Source organism: Dysgonomonas sp. GY75, from assembly GCF_015234155.1.
In the GTDB taxonomy this organism is placed as follows: domain Bacteria; phylum Bacteroidota; class Bacteroidia; order Bacteroidales; family Dysgonomonadaceae; genus Dysgonomonas; species Dysgonomonas gadei.
Genome location: NZ_JADCLQ010000064.1, coordinates 6,480 through 22,504 on the forward strand (window position 1 = coordinate 6,480; position 16,025 = coordinate 22,504).

The 16,025-nt window shown below is 36.1% G+C and carries 17 protein-coding genes and 2 tRNA genes; 6 read left to right on the plus strand and 13 right to left on the minus strand.

Annotated elements, in window-relative coordinates; all coding sequences use genetic code 11:
- The 5 genes from IR083_RS22950 to IR083_RS22970 form a co-directional block, all read right to left on the minus strand.
- A partial coding sequence (locus IR083_RS22950) for a hypothetical protein (protein ID WP_194226071.1) occupies positions 1-317 on the minus strand: 317 nt, incomplete at its 3' end.
- 29 nt (positions 318-346) lie between these two features.
- A tRNA-OTHER gene (locus IR083_RS22955) sits at positions 347-455 on the minus strand.
- 426 nt (positions 456-881) lie between these two features.
- Positions 882-1,082, minus strand: a complete 201-nt coding sequence (locus tag IR083_RS22960; RefSeq protein WP_194226072.1) for a hypothetical protein — start codon at positions 1,080-1,082, stop codon at positions 882-884.
- A 176-nt stretch (positions 1,083-1,258) separates the two neighbouring features.
- Positions 1,259-2,032: an FISUMP domain-containing protein gene (locus tag IR083_RS22965; protein WP_194226073.1), complete on the minus strand. Its 774-nt coding sequence runs from the start codon at positions 2,030-2,032 to the stop codon at positions 1,259-1,261.
- Between the two features lie 2 nt (positions 2,033-2,034).
- Positions 2,035-2,292, minus strand: a complete 258-nt coding sequence (locus IR083_RS22970; protein ID WP_194226074.1) for a hypothetical protein — start codon at positions 2,290-2,292, stop codon at positions 2,035-2,037.
- 345 nt (positions 2,293-2,637) lie between these two features.
- Here IR083_RS22970 and IR083_RS22975 point away from each other — a divergent pair, with 345 nt between their 5' ends.
- Complete coding sequence (locus tag IR083_RS22975; protein WP_194226075.1) at positions 2,638-3,459, plus strand: hypothetical protein; 822 nt, start codon at positions 2,638-2,640, stop codon at positions 3,457-3,459.
- 426 nt (positions 3,460-3,885) lie between these two features.
- Here the strand turns inward: IR083_RS22975 and IR083_RS22980 are convergent, their stop codons facing one another.
- Both IR083_RS22980 and IR083_RS22985 read right to left on the minus strand, forming a co-directional pair.
- Positions 3,886-4,047: a hypothetical protein gene (locus tag IR083_RS22980; RefSeq protein ID WP_194226076.1), complete on the minus strand. Its 162-nt coding sequence runs from the start codon at positions 4,045-4,047 to the stop codon at positions 3,886-3,888.
- A 228-nt stretch (positions 4,048-4,275) separates the two neighbouring features.
- Entirely contained in the window at positions 4,276-4,500 is a 225-nt protein-coding gene (locus tag IR083_RS22985) for a hypothetical protein (protein ID WP_194226077.1), read from the minus strand.
- 136 nt (positions 4,501-4,636) lie between these two features.
- On the opposite strand from IR083_RS22985, the gene IR083_RS24735 reads away from it, so the two are divergent.
- Positions 4,637-5,062, plus strand: a complete 426-nt coding sequence (locus IR083_RS24735) for a hypothetical protein (protein WP_242052518.1) — start codon at positions 4,637-4,639, stop codon at positions 5,060-5,062.
- Here IR083_RS24735 and IR083_RS22995 read toward each other — a convergent pair.
- Together IR083_RS22995 and IR083_RS23000 are read right to left on the minus strand one after the other, a co-directional pair.
- Positions 5,054-5,368 (minus strand): hypothetical protein, encoded by a 315-nt coding sequence (locus tag IR083_RS22995; protein WP_194226078.1) that lies wholly within the window; start codon positions 5,366-5,368, stop codon positions 5,054-5,056. The two genes, IR083_RS24735 and IR083_RS22995, sit on opposite strands and share 9 nt — an antisense overlap.
- Positions 5,369-5,486: 118 nt before the next feature.
- The gene (locus IR083_RS23000) at positions 5,487-6,692 is read right to left on the minus strand and encodes a tyrosine-type recombinase/integrase (RefSeq protein WP_194226079.1); all 1,206 of its coding nucleotides are present in this window, start codon (positions 6,690-6,692) and stop codon (positions 5,487-5,489) included.
- Between the two features lie 165 nt (positions 6,693-6,857).
- On the opposite strand from IR083_RS23000, the gene IR083_RS23005 reads away from it, so the two are divergent.
- The 3 genes from IR083_RS23005 to IR083_RS23015 all read left to right on the plus strand — a co-directional run bounded on the left by IR083_RS23005 (position 6,858) and on the right by IR083_RS23015 (position 8,803).
- Positions 6,858-6,931 (plus strand) — tRNA-Ala (locus IR083_RS23005).
- A gap of 126 nt (positions 6,932-7,057) precedes the next feature.
- A complete protein-coding gene (locus tag IR083_RS23010) occupies positions 7,058-8,506 on the plus strand; it encodes a two-component regulator propeller domain-containing protein (RefSeq protein WP_194226080.1) in 1,449 nt (482 codons plus the stop codon).
- 48 nt (positions 8,507-8,554) lie between these two features.
- Complete coding sequence (locus IR083_RS23015; RefSeq protein ID WP_194226081.1) at positions 8,555-8,803, plus strand: hypothetical protein; 249 nt, start codon at positions 8,555-8,557, stop codon at positions 8,801-8,803.
- 46 nt (positions 8,804-8,849) lie between these two features.
- On the opposite strand, the gene IR083_RS23020 is transcribed toward IR083_RS23015, so the two are convergent.
- Positions 8,850-9,971, minus strand: coding sequence for a lipid II:glycine glycyltransferase FemX (locus IR083_RS23020; protein ID WP_194226082.1), 1,122 nt, complete (start codon positions 9,969-9,971; stop codon positions 8,850-8,852).
- Between the two features lie 339 nt (positions 9,972-10,310).
- Positions 10,311-10,889 (minus strand): rubrerythrin, encoded by a 579-nt coding sequence (gene rbr / locus IR083_RS23025; RefSeq protein ID WP_194226083.1) that lies wholly within the window; start codon positions 10,887-10,889, stop codon positions 10,311-10,313.
- 249 nt (positions 10,890-11,138) lie between these two features.
- Between rbr and IR083_RS23030 the strand changes: the two genes are divergently transcribed.
- Positions 11,139-12,842 carry a SulP family inorganic anion transporter gene (locus IR083_RS23030; RefSeq protein ID WP_006799461.1) on the plus strand — a complete coding sequence of 568 codons (1,704 nt, stop codon included), beginning with the start codon at positions 11,139-11,141 and terminating at the stop codon, positions 12,840-12,842.
- A 6-nt stretch (positions 12,843-12,848) separates the two neighbouring features.
- On the opposite strand, the gene IR083_RS23035 is transcribed toward IR083_RS23030, so the two are convergent.
- Both IR083_RS23035 and IR083_RS23040 read right to left on the minus strand, forming a co-directional pair.
- A complete protein-coding gene (locus IR083_RS23035; RefSeq protein ID WP_194226084.1) occupies positions 12,849-13,700 on the minus strand; it encodes a GNAT family N-acetyltransferase in 852 nt (283 codons plus the stop codon).
- Between the two features lie 909 nt (positions 13,701-14,609).
- Entirely contained in the window at positions 14,610-16,025 is a 1,416-nt protein-coding gene (locus IR083_RS23040; protein WP_194226085.1) for an efflux transporter outer membrane subunit, read from the minus strand.

Consider the following 16,025-nt stretch of genomic DNA (forward strand, 5'->3'; position numbering starts at 1 on the left):
GCCCCGACCGAATCCCCGACCGAATCCCTGACCGAATCCCAGACCGAAGCCCCGACCGAATCCCTGACCGAAGCCCCTTTTAATTTCATTTCTTTTAATATGGAAATAGTCAATAGACAGCTTAGCCAACTATCACAATAGATCACTTTAGGAATTGGTTTCTGTAGTAGCTCACTATATAGCCAAGCTATACCTTCTTCAAACATCTGTTTGTCTATTCCTTTTTTATTTTTTACATTATCGAAGAATAGATTTATCCATTCGTCTCTAACTTGGAACATAAGTTGCTGTTGTTCTTCTGTTAACTTTTCTAACATGATTATAATTTTAGGTTTATATTTTTATGTCGCTTCGGGTAGATTCGAACTACCAGCCTTCCGACTTACATTGTTCTTATTTGAGATAAATCAAACAGATTCAAACGCAATCGCTCTTACCTGTTGAGCTACGAAGCGCCTTTATATAGAACCTCATAACGAGGTGTATTTTCCTTATTTTTTTTTTAAAATTCTGACTAACCTAACTGACTATTCAGGTTTATTAGTTCGCTGTTTTTCAAGCTCCCGACTTCCTCTTATCGGTAATCCCCTTAACTACTCTGTTAAGGGTTTGAAGACCACGCCCGTGTTATTATCCATTCATCGGCGATATGTCAGGAAATCAATATGTCAAAGAACTTGCTTTTTACAGCCTAACCCGAAGGAAACACGGCTGTTCTCAAAGTCTTGAAAAGGGATTTCAGTTTTTAGTTAATATATTGAGTTCAGACATCCCCATCAGGCAGATGCACTTTATTGACTATCCAGCATCCCAGCAAAATGACAAGGGCCACAAATACGGTATATCCGAGAAGAAATAGAATTATGAACAGGATTTCCATATCAATAATAGCTAGATAAGATAGACTCTGCGTAATGTTCTGCAACATTCGCATTAACTATAGATGCAAAGTATTCATCGCTAGGCTCCACACTATATTCAGTGACATCTATATAATACTCTTCGAAAGACTCTTCTATTAAGTCGTTACGCTCTTCGAACCAAGCCGTATCTAACGTTGCTTTTAATTCTTCTTTTGTCATAGCTAATCAATTTTATAGTTTTGAATTTGATTTTCTCTTAGCTCTTTAGTCTTTTCCAATTGTCTGGAGCAACTATAATAGCTGTGTATACATATCCCTATCGCAAGCATTAGCATGATCGCTAATATTATGTCGTGAGCGTCTTCGTGCAGGAATTTCTTTTTCATAATATTAGGTTATTTCTTAATACACCGAACAGAAAATCCGAATGTAAGGGTGGCGCTGCCCGTACTCGCTCCGCTACTGCCCAAGCCTATGTAGTACGCGCCGGTACCATTCTGCGTATTACTCCAGTAGTAGCCGTGGGTGCCCCGGTTGAGCGACTTCTCACGGTTGTCGTTCATGCTTCCAGTAGCTTGCAAACGTAGTTCAAAACCGTCCTTAAAGGTAAATACACCCTCTTCAGTTTCTTTATCGAAGCTATATTCAGTATTAGTGATCAGTTCTTCAAACTCTTCTTTGGTCGGTAAGCGGTACCCTACCGGGCAGGCCTTTAATGCTTCTTCGTGCGTATAATAGTCAGATAATTGGATGCTGTCTTTCCAAAGTTTGGAACAGTCTTTTATATCCTCCAACTGTAAGGTATCGGCATTCCACCTTTTGCCCTCTTTAGCCAGGGCATCGAATAGGAGTTGCTGTTCTTCGGGAGTGGCGGGACGAAAGGTTTCGTAAGAAGTACAGTCACCTATATATAAATTAAAGGTGTCTATAAATAATTGCGCAATAATACTAATATATGGTCCTTCAAAAGATTCAGCAATAAGGATGCTTGATCTTAATGAATCATGAGAGCAATACAGTATATCACCTCTCTTTGGGAGAAACTTTTCTTCCTTTTCTTCTTTTCCATAAACTATTATAGTACAGTTGTTTTCGCGGTCGAGTTCTGCGCTTTTAATCTCTATATCTTCTTGTATAGGGAAGGAAATTTCTAGTTTGATTGTTTTCATGGTTATATACGTTTATCATTATTCAATATTTCTATAGCCGCTATAATATCAGATAGTAAAAACTTACATTTACCGGGAAATAGGCTGCTATTTATTAATAACTTATTCGTTATAAGGGTATCTATCATAACTTTGCCAAACTCTTCGTATGCTTTTGACTTCGTGTATACCACTTTATGCGATCTTAGATAAGCCATGAATGTAGCTTCATTCATATTCTTTAAAAAATCCCTTACTTCGGTAACATTAATAAGCTCCATATCTGAATATTTTGATAAAAAACAAACCCCGCATTAGTGGATGCGTCTACTCATCACAACTAACACAGGGTGTTTATTTATATTCTATCTATCTAAGTAGACGTAAGATAGATTTTGTTCATTATTTCACAAAAACCAAAACCGATTACTTATATTTGTGTCGCCAAACTTAAATATACTCTGTATAGAGGGTAACCGGTTCGGTGTTTTGTTTTACAAAGATAGTGATATATATCATTATTTATTGGTTTCTAGTGATATTTTTCACTTGAAATAGTTTATTTATAATTATTCTAAACTATAATTATTATAAAAACCTTAGTATAAACTAATTATAAAACTAAAATGAAAAAAGAAATGCAATTATCTTTCTTATCGTTGGTAATTGCGATAGGAGCGGTCAGTTTGGTATTATTTAGAATTAAACCTGTGAGTATGGATGTAACAGGAGTTCTTGTTTGTACATTGTCAATATTAGTTACATTAATAGTTTGCTGGAATATGATGACATACATTGATATAGTTAAAAAAGTAAAATTATTTGAGAATAAATTAAATCTTCATAATAAGATATTTTCTAATATTCAAAATGATACTGTAGATGATATGGAAGAATGTCATTCTTCAAAAATAGAAAATATAGTATGGCATGAGTATATACAGGCTAAATCATGGGAGCAATATATATCTGAATATATAATTCATAAGCAGGATTGGAAAAAGTATTATAGTATTGCAACTATTATTTTCTCATTAATAGGTAGCACATCATGGACTATATGGAAAATTTTTGATGTGGAATTTATGGATAATTATATTACACTTCCAATGTTCTTAGCATCAGGTATTTCACAAATAATATCCGCAATACAAACTAAAATAGTAATAAACAATGATGCTTTTAAGGCTTTGCTTAAATTGAGAAATTTATATATAGCTTATTATAATAAGCTGGAGTTATTAAATGTAGATATTCATGATAATAATATAAGTCAGGACGAAATTAAAACCAGATTTTTCACATTAAGAGAATCCGTATATCCTATAGAGGAGATTAAAGATTCTCTTAATATAAAAGACTTGAAGAAATTGAACAAGAAGATTGTAAAACGCATGAAAGATTTTGTAAAAATAAGATGGGAAGCTAAGTATGAAGAGGATAATTAATCTTTTAATAGATATTTCTCCCACTCTTTTCGGTTTTTTTTTCTAGGGATAATATCTTTTGTCATATATATATAAATATCACATTTACTATAATGAAATAAATATATCCAATAAGCCTTTTGTATCAATAGGATACATGTTAATATAAAGACGTATAAAATGATTAGAGTGGCCGTTATTGCAAAAACCCAAAGAGATACAACTGTTGCACCTTTTATAAACTGTAAAAAAGTTTCCATAACCTTTAAAAATTTAAATTATTATGAGTGAAAAAAGAAATCCAAATCCAGTTCCAAAATCAACGCCCCCACAAAGGCGGGATATTCCACAACCTCAACCGGGAACCCAGAGGAAAGACTTACAATTTCCCGTTCCGGCACCTCCTAAAAAGAAATGAATCGAATAAATCGGGATTTAGTAAGATCATTATTCCTTTAATATATATTCCTCGAATTTATTAGAGACTTCGATAACGATACTATCTAACAGGTATCCTTTGTCGTCAAAAATACGAGTATTCGGATTATTAAGGATAGCTAATACAATTTCTTTCCTTAATTGCTGATTGGTGTTTAATTCTTTTGACATAACAATCTAAATTAAATAATATGAGTAAATTTATTGAAGTAACAAATGCACCTATCAAGAAAAAATATTGCTAAACACACGGTATATCTTTTCAATAGAACAATATGGAGGCTCAAAATTAAGAGGTATGCAAATGCTGTTATCAAGATGTCTTATAACGAATCTGATATAGATGATAAATCTCAGCAATTGATATACACGGATGAAACATACGAGCAGATAAAGAAACTAATCAATCTTTAATGATTTTTCATTTTCGGCTATTTGTTTCTCCCATATTTCCACGACTTCATGATGGTATTTTCTTGCCATATCAGGAAGCGTGTCGATTAAATATGCTAATCCGGATCTATTGTTATACGAACCGCATATAGCGTCTGCTTTTTGGATAGTTTCAAGAATAAGTATATCCAAAGACGCTTTTTCGAATGGTGGTAATGATTTGTTTGACATAATCTAAATAAAACAAGAGCAATGCACAAATAGGAGTTGCGCATCGCTCTTAACGGTTTAAACCTTATTTCTTGCAATCACTCCTATTGATTGTGACACAAATTTAGTGATATATTTCACTTGATGTATAATAATTATGAATAATTTAACAACAAAAGAAAGATTAAGAATTTTTGCCAAAGAAAACGGGTATGGCAGAAATAAATTTGAAGAATATATCGGTATTGCGTCCGGGTACTTGTCCTCAAAATCAACATCAATAACATCTGATACTATTGAAAAAACGATAGATAAATTTCCTGATTTAAATTTAACTTGGCTTCTCACAGGCAAAGGATCCATGCTCAAAACCTCCGGCACGGTATCGGAACCGGAGGTATCATACGGTAATGTCAATAAGGATCTGTTAACTGAAAATGAAAGTTTAAAAGAACAGATAAAAGAGTTGGAATTTAAATTAAAATCGTCAGAAATGTTAAAGGATGTACTTCAAAAATATATCGACGATAGGGATAAATTGATAGAATCACTACATAAAATGATTGATAAGCTATCAGAGTAAATAATTACTATTGGCTTCATTTATTATTTTCAATAAACTGTCTATGTATTTATCTTTTATTTCTATTATTGATATCATATTGTATATGTGATATTTAAGCATAGATGGATTATTGATATCGGTAATGTCGGGAAATTTAATTTTGATACGTTCTAAAATTATTTTTTCTGATATAATTTGGGGTAATTTTATCATTTCATCACAAAAGGTCTTTTTTACATCATCCGATTTGTCAAACTCCGCTAAATCTTCAAAGCGTTCCTGGTCTAAAAGCCATCTACGGGCATATGTATATTCTTTTTTCATGAACCAAAATTTATTAGATTAATAAGTATGTGTAGACAGATCGCGATTCTGCAAATGAATATAACGTATATGAAACTTTTAAGTTTTTTGTTAAAAACATGTTATAAAACATAAGTATTCATTTTAATTGCTTTTCAAATAACCAGTCTAAAAATTTCCTGTTACATCTATCCAAAATTGAAAAATCCATCTCTATGTAAATATCTGTTGTTTTATGAGACAGATCTTTATGATTAAGACATAGGGAGACATCATCCTTGCTTATTCCGAGCTTATTCCTCATTACGGATGCAATGGTACGCCTGGCATCGTAAAAATCAAATGCCGGTATGTTAAGTAATTGGGAAATTTTCTTCATACCCATGCTTATTCCCTTGTTAAATTGTTGTTTATTAGTATACCATTCCCGGAATAGGAACAAGTATGGCATTTTTCCCCTGTATCGTTCAATATAAGGCAATAATTCAGATTCTATACGCATTGAGATAAACGCTTCATCATTACGTCTTGTTTTCGTCTTATTCCGTTTATATTCTATCCTGCCATTATTGGTATCGGTAAGATCGTATAAATCGGTAGCATTCGTTCCCAGCGTAAATAATGATATAACAAATGCGGCCCGCGCACGTTCGGCCCGTTCATATCCGGACAAATCCATATTTATTATGGATAGTAGATTTTCTTTAGTTAACGATACTGTTTGCGGAGTTTTCACTTTAGGCAGCTTATATTTCCTGAAGGGATAATTAAACGTATATCCATATTCCTCATACTCATCCATGCAGGCATTATATACGGCTCTAATAGTACCAAGATATAAATTTTGTCCCCTGCTTCCTATTTCTTTTAATTTTAAATAGTCTTCAAATCCTGAAAGGAATTTAAAATTTATACGCTTGACAGGTAAAGGATCTGCGCCGGAAAATGCCGATAAATGATTATAAGCCGCTGAATAGATCTGTGTACTTTTTGATCCTGTCTCCTGCATTTTTTTTATTAAATCCCTAAAGAAACCTAAGAAATCAATGTCCTTATTTATATCTATCCGCTTGTTTATATAGCTTATAATATCCTGTATCCCGGTTATGTTGTCCTCATTTATGTTATTTATTATATTGCTATATTCTGATATAATAGCATTACATTTATTAATTATAATCTGATTCTTTATCTCAAACTTTCGGGAAAGGTCATTTTTACTAACCAAATATCCGGTTTCTAAAAAAGCATATTTTGATTTGTATCCTATGCGTATAATTACAGAAAAATTTTTATCTTTACGCTGTCTATGGCGGTGGATACATGGTTTAAATGTTACTTTCATGATGGTAGGTTTTTTGTTATCAATTTTGTTATCAATTTTTACACAACAAAAAAACATATTTTTACCGTAAAAATAAAGTTTTTTGACAACAAAATGTTAACAAACCCGTATTACAAAGAGATTTAAGACTAAAAACCCGCATCTACAGATAGACATAAAAACAACGGGGAATTAGCTCATCTGGCTAGAGCGCAACGCTGGCAGTGTTGAGGTGATCGGTTCGAGTCCGATATTCTCCACAGAAGATTAAATCCCTGCATACAATGTGGGGATTTTTATATTTGGCCTATAAACGACAAGTCCGGAACCATAATCTATACTTATTTTTAGTAGACACCACAAGCCTTAAGTTAAAAAATACTATAATGAAAAAAATCATTTCCATATTTCTATTCCTTTCTCTGGTTATAGGAGTAATGCATGCTCAAAATATCTTTCCTGAGAAATTTGATAATTGCAAAATCGAAGCTTTTGGATTAGAAAGTAAGATAACTTCAGCGCGTATTTCGAATGAGGACTTGTTAACGTCTCTGTTGAAAGGACATTCTCTATTTAAGATTGAAGGTATATTGATGATGCAAATATATGTTGACAAGGACGGGACGGCGTGTCTGATAAGTGCAGACAATAAAACTAATATTCCAACTAAGGAGTTTAATCTAAGTAAAGTCATTGAAACAACCAAGTGGACGGGCAATATGAAACCTGTATGTGCGATAGTTCACATAACTTTCAAAAATGGTAAAGCAGAAGTACGACGTTTAGGTATGGATAATAATCTGGGAGTACATGAAATAACGGATAAACGAAATCCATTATATGATTTACCTCAAAATACAAAAAACAAGAACCCCTCAAACAATCCTCAAGTTATGAAGGTTGAGAAAACCAATTCAACCTGGAAATTATATACCTTCGATAATTCAATGCTTCCTTACAATCTTTGCCGGAGTGCCGAAACTGATAGTAAAGGAAATGTGTGGATTGGTACAGACAGAGGAATCGTAAAAATTGATGGGGAAAAATGGACAGTATTCGATGCTGATAATAGTGGCCTCGAAAGTAATCAGAACGGACATACAGTCACATGGGATTTAGCAGTTGATAATGGCGATAGAATCTGGACGGAAACAATGTCTAAAATTAAAGTATATGATGGGCAGAATTGGAGTATTATTGACAGTACAAATTCACCCATTAAAAGGTCTGGTAAAATAAAAGTACAGGATAATACGGTCTGGATAACAGGATTCAATGGATTTTACGAGTTTGCTGATGGAAAATGGAACGAATATACTGTAAGTAACTCCGGATTGGTAAGTAATACAACACGTGGTGTATACCGGGATAAATCCGGTAATATATGGGTTGCAACAGATAAAGGAATATCATTCTTTGATGGTAAAAACTGGAAAACATATACGAGTAAGAATTCAAAGATGCCTGCAGACGGAGGGAGAATGGTAACCGGTGACAAACAGGGAAATATATGGATAGGTGTAAGTACAGGTAAACATGATAATATAGGAGGTGTAGTCAAAATTACTCCTGATAATAAATGGATTGTTTACACGATGAAGAACTCAAAATTACCGAATCCTACAGTCTCTGATATAAAATTTGAAGGGGAGAATGATCAAATAGCCTGGATTTGCACGGGCAAATATTTAGTACGTCTTGAAAAAAATGATTGGGAGATATATGATAGCTCTAATTCATTTATTCCTGATAATTATGTCAGCACTATAGCCTTTGACCGTGAAGGTAATAAATGGATTGCAACATATAATGGTGTGATATGGATGAATCGGTGAATTAATAGTTGATAAACGAAAGGTATATACCTGAAAAATTGTATTGAAATGATAAAAAAAATATTTGGTGTCATTTTCCTGATCTTCGCATTTATTATTAGTATTACAGAGATAATTAGACTGCCGGAAGTTATTGGGAATATTATTGGTCCGATAAAAATATTCTCAGGAGAATTAAATAATTATGAAACAGGGGTAACCCTCGGGCATTTCATAGGGCAAATGTTCATTATAGTGCTAGTTAGTATTTTGATTTTATTTGGAATTAAGTGGATTAAGAGGAAAAACATTGAATAGCTATTGAGTAATCAATATAAAAGAGTATTTCATGTATAATTAATTACTATGATAAATAATAACCTTGCGCGTTCATTTCACTTATCTGTAAGTATCTATAGTTTTCCTCATCCAACAAATAATCCCAACATCCTAAATGATGAAACAATTCTCCGCCAAATCCGGTTTTAAACTGGTAAAGACCATACATCGGATGTGACCTATCCGGTCCGGGAGATACCCCAAACATGTCATATTCCGTGCAACCGTTTGCTTTAGCTATCTTTACAGCTTCCCACTGCAAGGCATAAGCAGGCATATAGTTCCTCTTTTGTGATGACGAGGCGCCATAGAGGTATGTACCCCGGTGACCTGACATTACCAGGAATATTGCGGCAAGAGGCTCTCCTTCGTGCTCTGCTATCAGTAACTCTACATGGGCAGGAGACGAGGTATCATCCGCACGAGCGGTAAGAACTGAAACAAAGTATTCGATATCATTTATAAAAAGTCCGTTGCGCAGCGCTGTTTCTTTATACAATTCGTACCAGACGGATATTTTATCCATGCCGGCTTGAAGGACACGCACACCTTTCTTTTCTGCTAACCGTATATTATAACGGGTTTTCGGCTTCATTTGCGTCAGTATTTCTTCTTCTGAAAGGGATAAATTCAGAAAAACTGTAGTAGATGGTAAGATATCGGAATTGCTCTTTCGTAGGTTCCACTCTATTGTATTGTAATTTAAATTGAATTCCTGAAATTTCTTATCAGGAGGGCCTGCCCACAGGCCTGATTCATCAAAATAACTCTCATCACACCAGTGCGACTGCCAATTGAGATCGTAACGTATAGCGATACAGCTTTTCGGCAAATATGAACGCATAATTTCCGATAATTCTTCCAAAAAACGGCCCTGATATTCTTCAGAGGGTTCTATTTCCGGCCCGTATGGTACATATGCTATACTATATTGCGGATCGAGGGGCTTTTGTAATAACAGTAAATCTGCATTGGTATATGAATGACCTCCCACATTGGTATATATATCACGGTTTTTCACCTTGAAATCAAAGGCTTTAGTTTCTAATCCCTGATGAGTTTTCACTTCCGACCAAAAGGCAGTTTGCTGTACGATGGGCGTGTTATTAATATCCCGTGTAGCTTTTTCTAATATATCGATAGTCATAATTTTACAAAATAGCCGCAAAGATAGCCAATATAAAGAGGATAAACAATCTAAGCATTGGCATCTTTAGAAGATAATCCGGGAAAAATGCAAGATTTGAATATAACACTTCTTGGTCTTAAAGAATATATCAATAAAATCCCTGCACTTTGGAGCCTCATATGGATGCATTCCTTGATTTATACAGGACTGCTCCACTCAAGAAAAGTAAGAATCCGTTGTATGCTATTTATAATTACATCAAGTTTCTGAAAAGCTGAATAATAACGTCTAACTTCCCCAATAAAGAGAAAAGCCGCAGAATATATCTGAGGCTTTTCGTTTATCATTAATTCTTACTTAGAAATTCCATTTCAATGGTTCGAAGTGAGCTTGTGGATGCAGGCAGGCCGGACAAGTTTTTGGAGCCATTTTGCTCTTGATAACGAATCCGCAATTACGGCATTGCCAGTCGATAGCTTCTTCGCGGGTAAATACACCATTGCTTTCCACGCGGGCAAGAAGAGCTTTATAGCGGTCTTCATGCATGTTTTCTACTTTACCTATCATGCGATACATTACGGCTATTTCTTTGAAACCTTCCTTTTCTGCTATTTCAGCAAAAGCAGGATAGTCGATAGCCCATTCTTCATGTTCTCCGGCTGCGGCTTCTATAAGATTTTCGGCAGTTGTTCCTATCTTGCCGGCAGGGTACATTGCAGTGATTTCCACCATGCCGCCTTCAAGAAACTTAAACATACGTTTTGCATGTTCTTTTTCCTGATCAGCAGTTTCTAGGAAGATAGCTGCAATTTGTTCAAAACCTTCTTTTTTCGCCTGGCTGGCAAACATTGTGTAACGCATTCTTGCTTGAGATTCTCCCGCGAATGATTTTAGCAGGCACTTTTCGGTTTCAGTACCTTTGATACTTTTTTCCATAACTTTTTGATAGTTTAAATTGATAGTTTTTACAAAATTAATAATTATTATCAATCAAAAGAAATGAAACCAAATCATTTTGTAACTTTGTCACCTTAAAAATGTGTAATCAATAACCTGTTTTGAACAAGTAAATTAGACTAATTCTAAACTAGTTGCAGCTATATTTTAATAACCGGTTATTTATTAGTATCTTGTATGTTTGCGAACTGATTACTAATGTGAGTTAATAGTGTTTTTTGTTTTGATATGAAAAAAGATCTTCTCAAAGATTTCACGCCCCAGTTATTTATTTCACTGAAGACGTACGATAAAGGAAAATTCATAAATGACCTCATGGCAGGTCTTATTGTTGGTATTGTAGCCCTGCCTCTGGCTCTGGCATTCGGTATTGCATCCGGTGTAACCCCCGAACAAGGTATAATCACGGCTATCATCGCCGGGTTTATCATATCCTTTCTGGGAGGTAGCCGTGTACAGATAGGAGGGCCTACGGGTGCTTTTATCGTTATTGTCTATGGCGTAGTGCAAACGCATGGTATAAAGGGATTACTCATAGCTACTATCATCGCGGGAGTAATTCTGGTTTTGTTGGGTATTTTCAAATTGGGGAAGATTATCAAGTTCATCCCGTATCCTATAATAGTCGGTTTTACCAGTGGTATTGCCGTCACTATTTTTACTACACAGATTGCCGACATTTTCGGACTTAACTTTGGTGGAGAAAAAGTTCCCGGAGATTTTATCGGAAAATGGATTATATACATTAAGCATTTCGAGACCATCAACTGGTGGAACACAGCCGTAAGTATAGGCAGCATCCTGATTATTGTACTTACGCCACGCATTGTAAAGAAGGTACCGGGTTCACTTGTAGCCATTATCCTCGTTACAGCCATCGTTTATTTTATGAAAACATATTTTGGCATAAACGCTATAGATACTATTGGCGACCGTTTCAGAATAAATGCGGAATTACCAGATGCTGTAATGCCTGATATCAATATGGCTGCCATAACCGACTTGCTTCCTGTGGCGATCACCATCGCCCTGCTCGGCGCTATTGAGTCGTTATTGTCGGCTACAGTGGCCGACGGGGTAATAGGAGGAGAAAAACATAATTCCAATACCGAGCTTATTGCACAAGGTGTAGCAAATATCATTACTCCTCTGTTTGGCGGTATTCCGGCTACGGGAGCCATTGCCCGCACCATGACGAATATCAATAACGGGGGACGGACACCGGTAGCGGGTATAATCCATGCCGTTGTCTTATTGCTTATTTTGCTTCTGTTAATGCCTTTGGCTCAATATATACCGATGGCCTGCCTTGCAGGAGTATTGGTTATTGTGTCATATAATATGAGCGAGTGGCGTACATTCAAAGCTCTCCTGAAAAATCAGAAATCGGATGTCGCGGTATTGCTTATCACATTCTTCCTGACGGTAATATTCGACCTGACTATCGCTATCGAAGTAGGTTTATTACTGGCTGTGGTACTCTTTATGAGGCGGATCAACGAGGTAACTCATGTTTCTGTTATAAAGAACGAACTGGATTTAACCGATGAAAGCGAATTTACTCAGGATGAAGAGATACTCACTTTGCCCGACGGTGTAGAGGTCTATGAGATCGACGGTCCTTTCTTTTTCGGCATTGCCAACAAGTTTGAGGAAAGCATGCGTGTAATTGGAGATAAATCGAAGATACGCATTATACGGATGCGTAAAGTTCCGTTTATCGATTCCACAGGGTTGCATAATCTGGAAAGCCTCTGTCAGAAGTCAATGAAAGACGGCATACAGGTTATTTTGTCGGGTGTAAGGCCAAAAGTGCATGCCATGATAGAAACTTCAGGTATACCAGCTATGATAGGTGAGGTGAATATATGCGATAATATTAATATTGCAATAGCCCGGGCGAATGTGATTCTCAGTGAGACGGAGGAGTAGGGCTATTTATATCTCTCTTATCATTTCATACTGCATCCCCGTAATCTCTATATTCTTTGATTTCAGAAACGCTGTAATGGAACTACAGGAAATATCTGTGTTTATAATTTTTACAGCCTGATTCTTATTTAGTCCGGTCATTTCCCTAAGTAGCAACGAGGCTATTCCTTCCCGTCTGTATTGCTTATCAACCGCTATTTGGGTAATATCTCCCGAAACGGGTTCGAATACGCAATATCCTGCCAATTTATTTTGGATGAACGCACCCAGACTCACAAAATCGTTACTCGCTCTGTTGATGGATTCGAAGCTATTTTGCCATGATGGATAAAAATCCCAAAAATTCGGTAGGAAATCAAAATCCCGGATATTGATTTGTTTTATCGAACAGGGTATATCGGAAGTCTTTATATCATTCTTGATCTTTTTGGTTTCCTGTCTGAAATAATTAAACTCCCGGCTTACTTCAAACCCTATATTTTTATAAACAGATACAGCTTTTGTATTATGTTGTAACACTTCGAGTAAATATTGTTTGATATTCTGTTCTCTTAGGTAAGGAATCGAGTATTCAAAGATTTGTGTAGCCAAACCTTTTCCCCTGTATTCTTTCAATGTGCCTGTGCCTGTATCGTAGGCTGTTTCAATCCCGTTGAAATTTCCTGTTCCATTAAGTGTAAAAGCTACGATTTCATTTCCTTCAAATGCAGCAAAAGATAAACCGGGATTAAAACCCCGCCTTTTTACCATCGTCCGGAGTTGTTGCCTGTCCAGTTGAATTTCGTAATCGGCAAAAGCCTGATTAAAAGCATGGAATATGACACCGAAGTCAGTTTCACTAAGAGATTTTATTTCCATTCCTTTATTTCTTTATTATTTTCACTTCTAATGTAGCTATTTTTTTCAACTTAGCGGCAACTATTTATTCCTGTCATACTAACCGCATCAAATATTTCAGAGAATCTGAAACTTTACAAACTTGACACATTTTCCACTTTTTCTTGTCGTTTTTCCCATAGTCTTTTTTGATGCACAGAGTGTAGGTGGGAAAAAGGTAACAAAGGTAACACCTATTTCAGCTTTTAGCTGATAGCTATTAGCCGATAGCTTATGTACAAAACCTGACAAACCTGACGACTTTTCACACAATTTTTATTGTCACTTTTTCTTCTAAAAACTCCGTGTTACTCCTTTTACTCCGTGTTTAAAAATAAAAAGTAACAGAGGTAACACGGAAAGCAATTAAGAATGAATAATTAAAAATTATTTTGCCATGCTAAGTGGTGCGAATATCTTTCATTAAAAGGTAACAAAGGTTACACATGTAACAGTTTTTTTATCCATTATGCCCTTTGTGATCCCCTTCGTGTACTTAGTGGTTAAATCTCTTTACCGAAAGGGACACAAAGAGTTACATAAGGAACACTATATAAAAAGTAACAAAGGTAACACAGAAAACAATTAATAATTAAGAATGAAAAATTAATAATTAGCTTGTCATACGGAGCAGAACAAAGCATCTCGTCAGTGAACAGTCATCAGTTAGCAACCTGTATCTTGTGTCTTGTCTACTCGTATCTCATATAACTTTAAACTTATAACTCATCACTCATTTATCCCAATACATCAAAGAGCTATCTGCTAATGCCTAAAGGTTATCAGCCATATACATAGATAAAGTATTCCATAAAAAATGAAATAAAAGAAAGAGGATACTTCCACAGGGAAGTATCCTCTTTCATAAATAGGAATGTTATCAGATTGTTGTTACTCGATACCTCCTCCAAGTGCTCTGTAAAGATTTACAGATGCTTGTAGTTGCTCAAGTTTATCACTTACCTGTCCAAGTTGTGCTTGCAGTAAACTTTGTTCCGCCTGCAACACTTCGGTATAGTTAGCTTCACCGGCTTTCAGTAACTGCTGGGTATCACCCACAGCAAGGGAAAGGGCATCTACTTGTTTAGCACGGTCCTCATTCTTGCGGAGTGAAGTTTCGTATGTAAACATAATGTTCGACACTTCCTGACTAGCAGTCAATACTGTTTGTTCGAAAGTAAGCAATGCTTCTTCCTGTTGCGCCTTTGCTATTTTATATTGTCCTCTCAGCTGATTACCCGCAAATATAGGCTGGGTAAGCCCACCTACGATATTAGCCAGAATATTTGTCGGTTTGAAGAACTGTGAAAGCGTATTGGATGCGAATCCTACCGAAGAAGAACTGCCTAGTGTCAAAGACGGATACAGAGAGCGTTGAGCCACATTCTTCATCTCGAATGCATATCTGAATCCCATCTCAGCTTGCAATACATCCGGGCGTTTTGCCAACATCTGTGCAGGGATACCTACTTGTAGTTCGGATGGAACTGACTGATTGTCAATGGCTGTCCTTGTGATAGGTCCCGGTTTGCGTCCTAATAGCAGACTAAGGGAATTCTCCAGCTGATTGATTTGCATTTGAAGATCCGGCACACTAACCTGAGTACTGTAGAGCAAAGCCTCACTTTGCTTTACACCGGCACGATTGAGGAGTCCGGCCTGCATCATGGCCTGCATTGTTGCAGTACTTTCCTTTAGTAATTCAATTGTTTCCAATGTAATCTTCAACTGCTCGTCGAGTGCCAGCAGTGAGTAATAGGTGGTAGCTATATTGGCAACCAGGGATGTCTGAATAAGATTACGGTATGCATGTGTACTAACGAGGTTAGCATACTGGGCTTTTGTTTTGCTATTCAGTTTACCCCAGATGTCAGCTTCCCATTGTACTACAAAACCCAAAGCCCATTGGTCGCCGCCATTATATCCGAGTACCCTTTCCTTACCATTGCTGATACTTTTTTGAGTATGTGTAACCTGAGCACCTAAAGCAACAGTAGGAAAATATGCCGATTTGGCAATATATAGTCCGGCTTCGGCCTGTTGGATACGGTTATATGCCAGACGCAGGTCATAGTTGTTGGTAAGACCTTCATCTATCAATGCCTGAAGAGCAGGGTCGCTGAAATATTCCCTCCATGGGATATTTGCTATAGTAGTAGTATCCGTTGGATTCTCTCCTCTGAACATGTCTGCTGAATCCACTTCGGGGGATTTGTATTTATTCTTGTTCAGAACTCCGCAGGATGTGAGTCCTATTGAGAGTATTACTCCCAACAGAACTACACCTTTTATATGTTTTCTCATCAT

What these genes read in the sequence shown, in the direction of transcription:
- IR083_RS22960 (WP_194226072.1), bottom strand. Translation starts at nt 1,082, where the DNA reads ATGACAAAAGAAGAATTAAAAGCAACGTTAGATACGGCTTGGTTCGAA.
- IR083_RS22965 (WP_194226073.1), bottom strand. Translation starts at nt 2,032, where the DNA reads ATGAAAACAATCAAACTAGAAATTTCCTTCCCTATACAAGAAGATATA.
- IR083_RS22970 (WP_194226074.1), bottom strand. Translation starts at nt 2,292, where the DNA reads ATGGAGCTTATTAATGTTACCGAAGTAAGGGATTTTTTAAAGAATATG.
- IR083_RS22975 (WP_194226075.1), top strand. Translation starts at nt 2,638, where the DNA reads ATGAAAAAAGAAATGCAATTATCTTTCTTATCGTTGGTAATTGCGATA.
- IR083_RS22980 (WP_194226076.1), bottom strand. Translation starts at nt 4,047, where the DNA reads ATGTCAAAAGAATTAAACACCAATCAGCAATTAAGGAAAGAAATTGTA.
- IR083_RS22985 (WP_194226077.1), bottom strand. Translation starts at nt 4,500, where the DNA reads ATGTCAAACAAATCATTACCACCATTCGAAAAAGCGTCTTTGGATATA.
- IR083_RS24735 (WP_242052518.1), top strand. Translation starts at nt 4,637, where the DNA reads ATGAATAATTTAACAACAAAAGAAAGATTAAGAATTTTTGCCAAAGAA.
- IR083_RS22995 (WP_194226078.1), bottom strand. Translation starts at nt 5,368, where the DNA reads ATGAAAAAAGAATATACATATGCCCGTAGATGGCTTTTAGACCAGGAA.
- IR083_RS23000 (WP_194226079.1), bottom strand. Translation starts at nt 6,692, where the DNA reads ATGAAAGTAACATTTAAACCATGTATCCACCGCCATAGACAGCGTAAA.
- IR083_RS23010 (WP_194226080.1), top strand. Translation starts at nt 7,058, where the DNA reads ATGAAAAAAATCATTTCCATATTTCTATTCCTTTCTCTGGTTATAGGA.
- IR083_RS23015 (WP_194226081.1), top strand. Translation starts at nt 8,555, where the DNA reads ATGATAAAAAAAATATTTGGTGTCATTTTCCTGATCTTCGCATTTATT.
- IR083_RS23020 (WP_194226082.1), bottom strand. Translation starts at nt 9,971, where the DNA reads ATGACTATCGATATATTAGAAAAAGCTACACGGGATATTAATAACACG.
- rbr (WP_194226083.1), bottom strand. Translation starts at nt 10,889, where the DNA reads ATGGAAAAAAGTATCAAAGGTACTGAAACCGAAAAGTGCCTGCTAAAA.
- IR083_RS23030 (WP_006799461.1), top strand. Translation starts at nt 11,139, where the DNA reads ATGAAAAAAGATCTTCTCAAAGATTTCACGCCCCAGTTATTTATTTCA.
- IR083_RS23035 (WP_194226084.1), bottom strand. Translation starts at nt 13,700, where the DNA reads ATGGAAATAAAATCTCTTAGTGAAACTGACTTCGGTGTCATATTCCAT.
- IR083_RS23040 (WP_194226085.1), bottom strand. Translation starts at nt 16,025, where the DNA reads ATGATGAGAAAACATATAAAAGGTGTAGTTCTGTTGGGAGTAATACTC.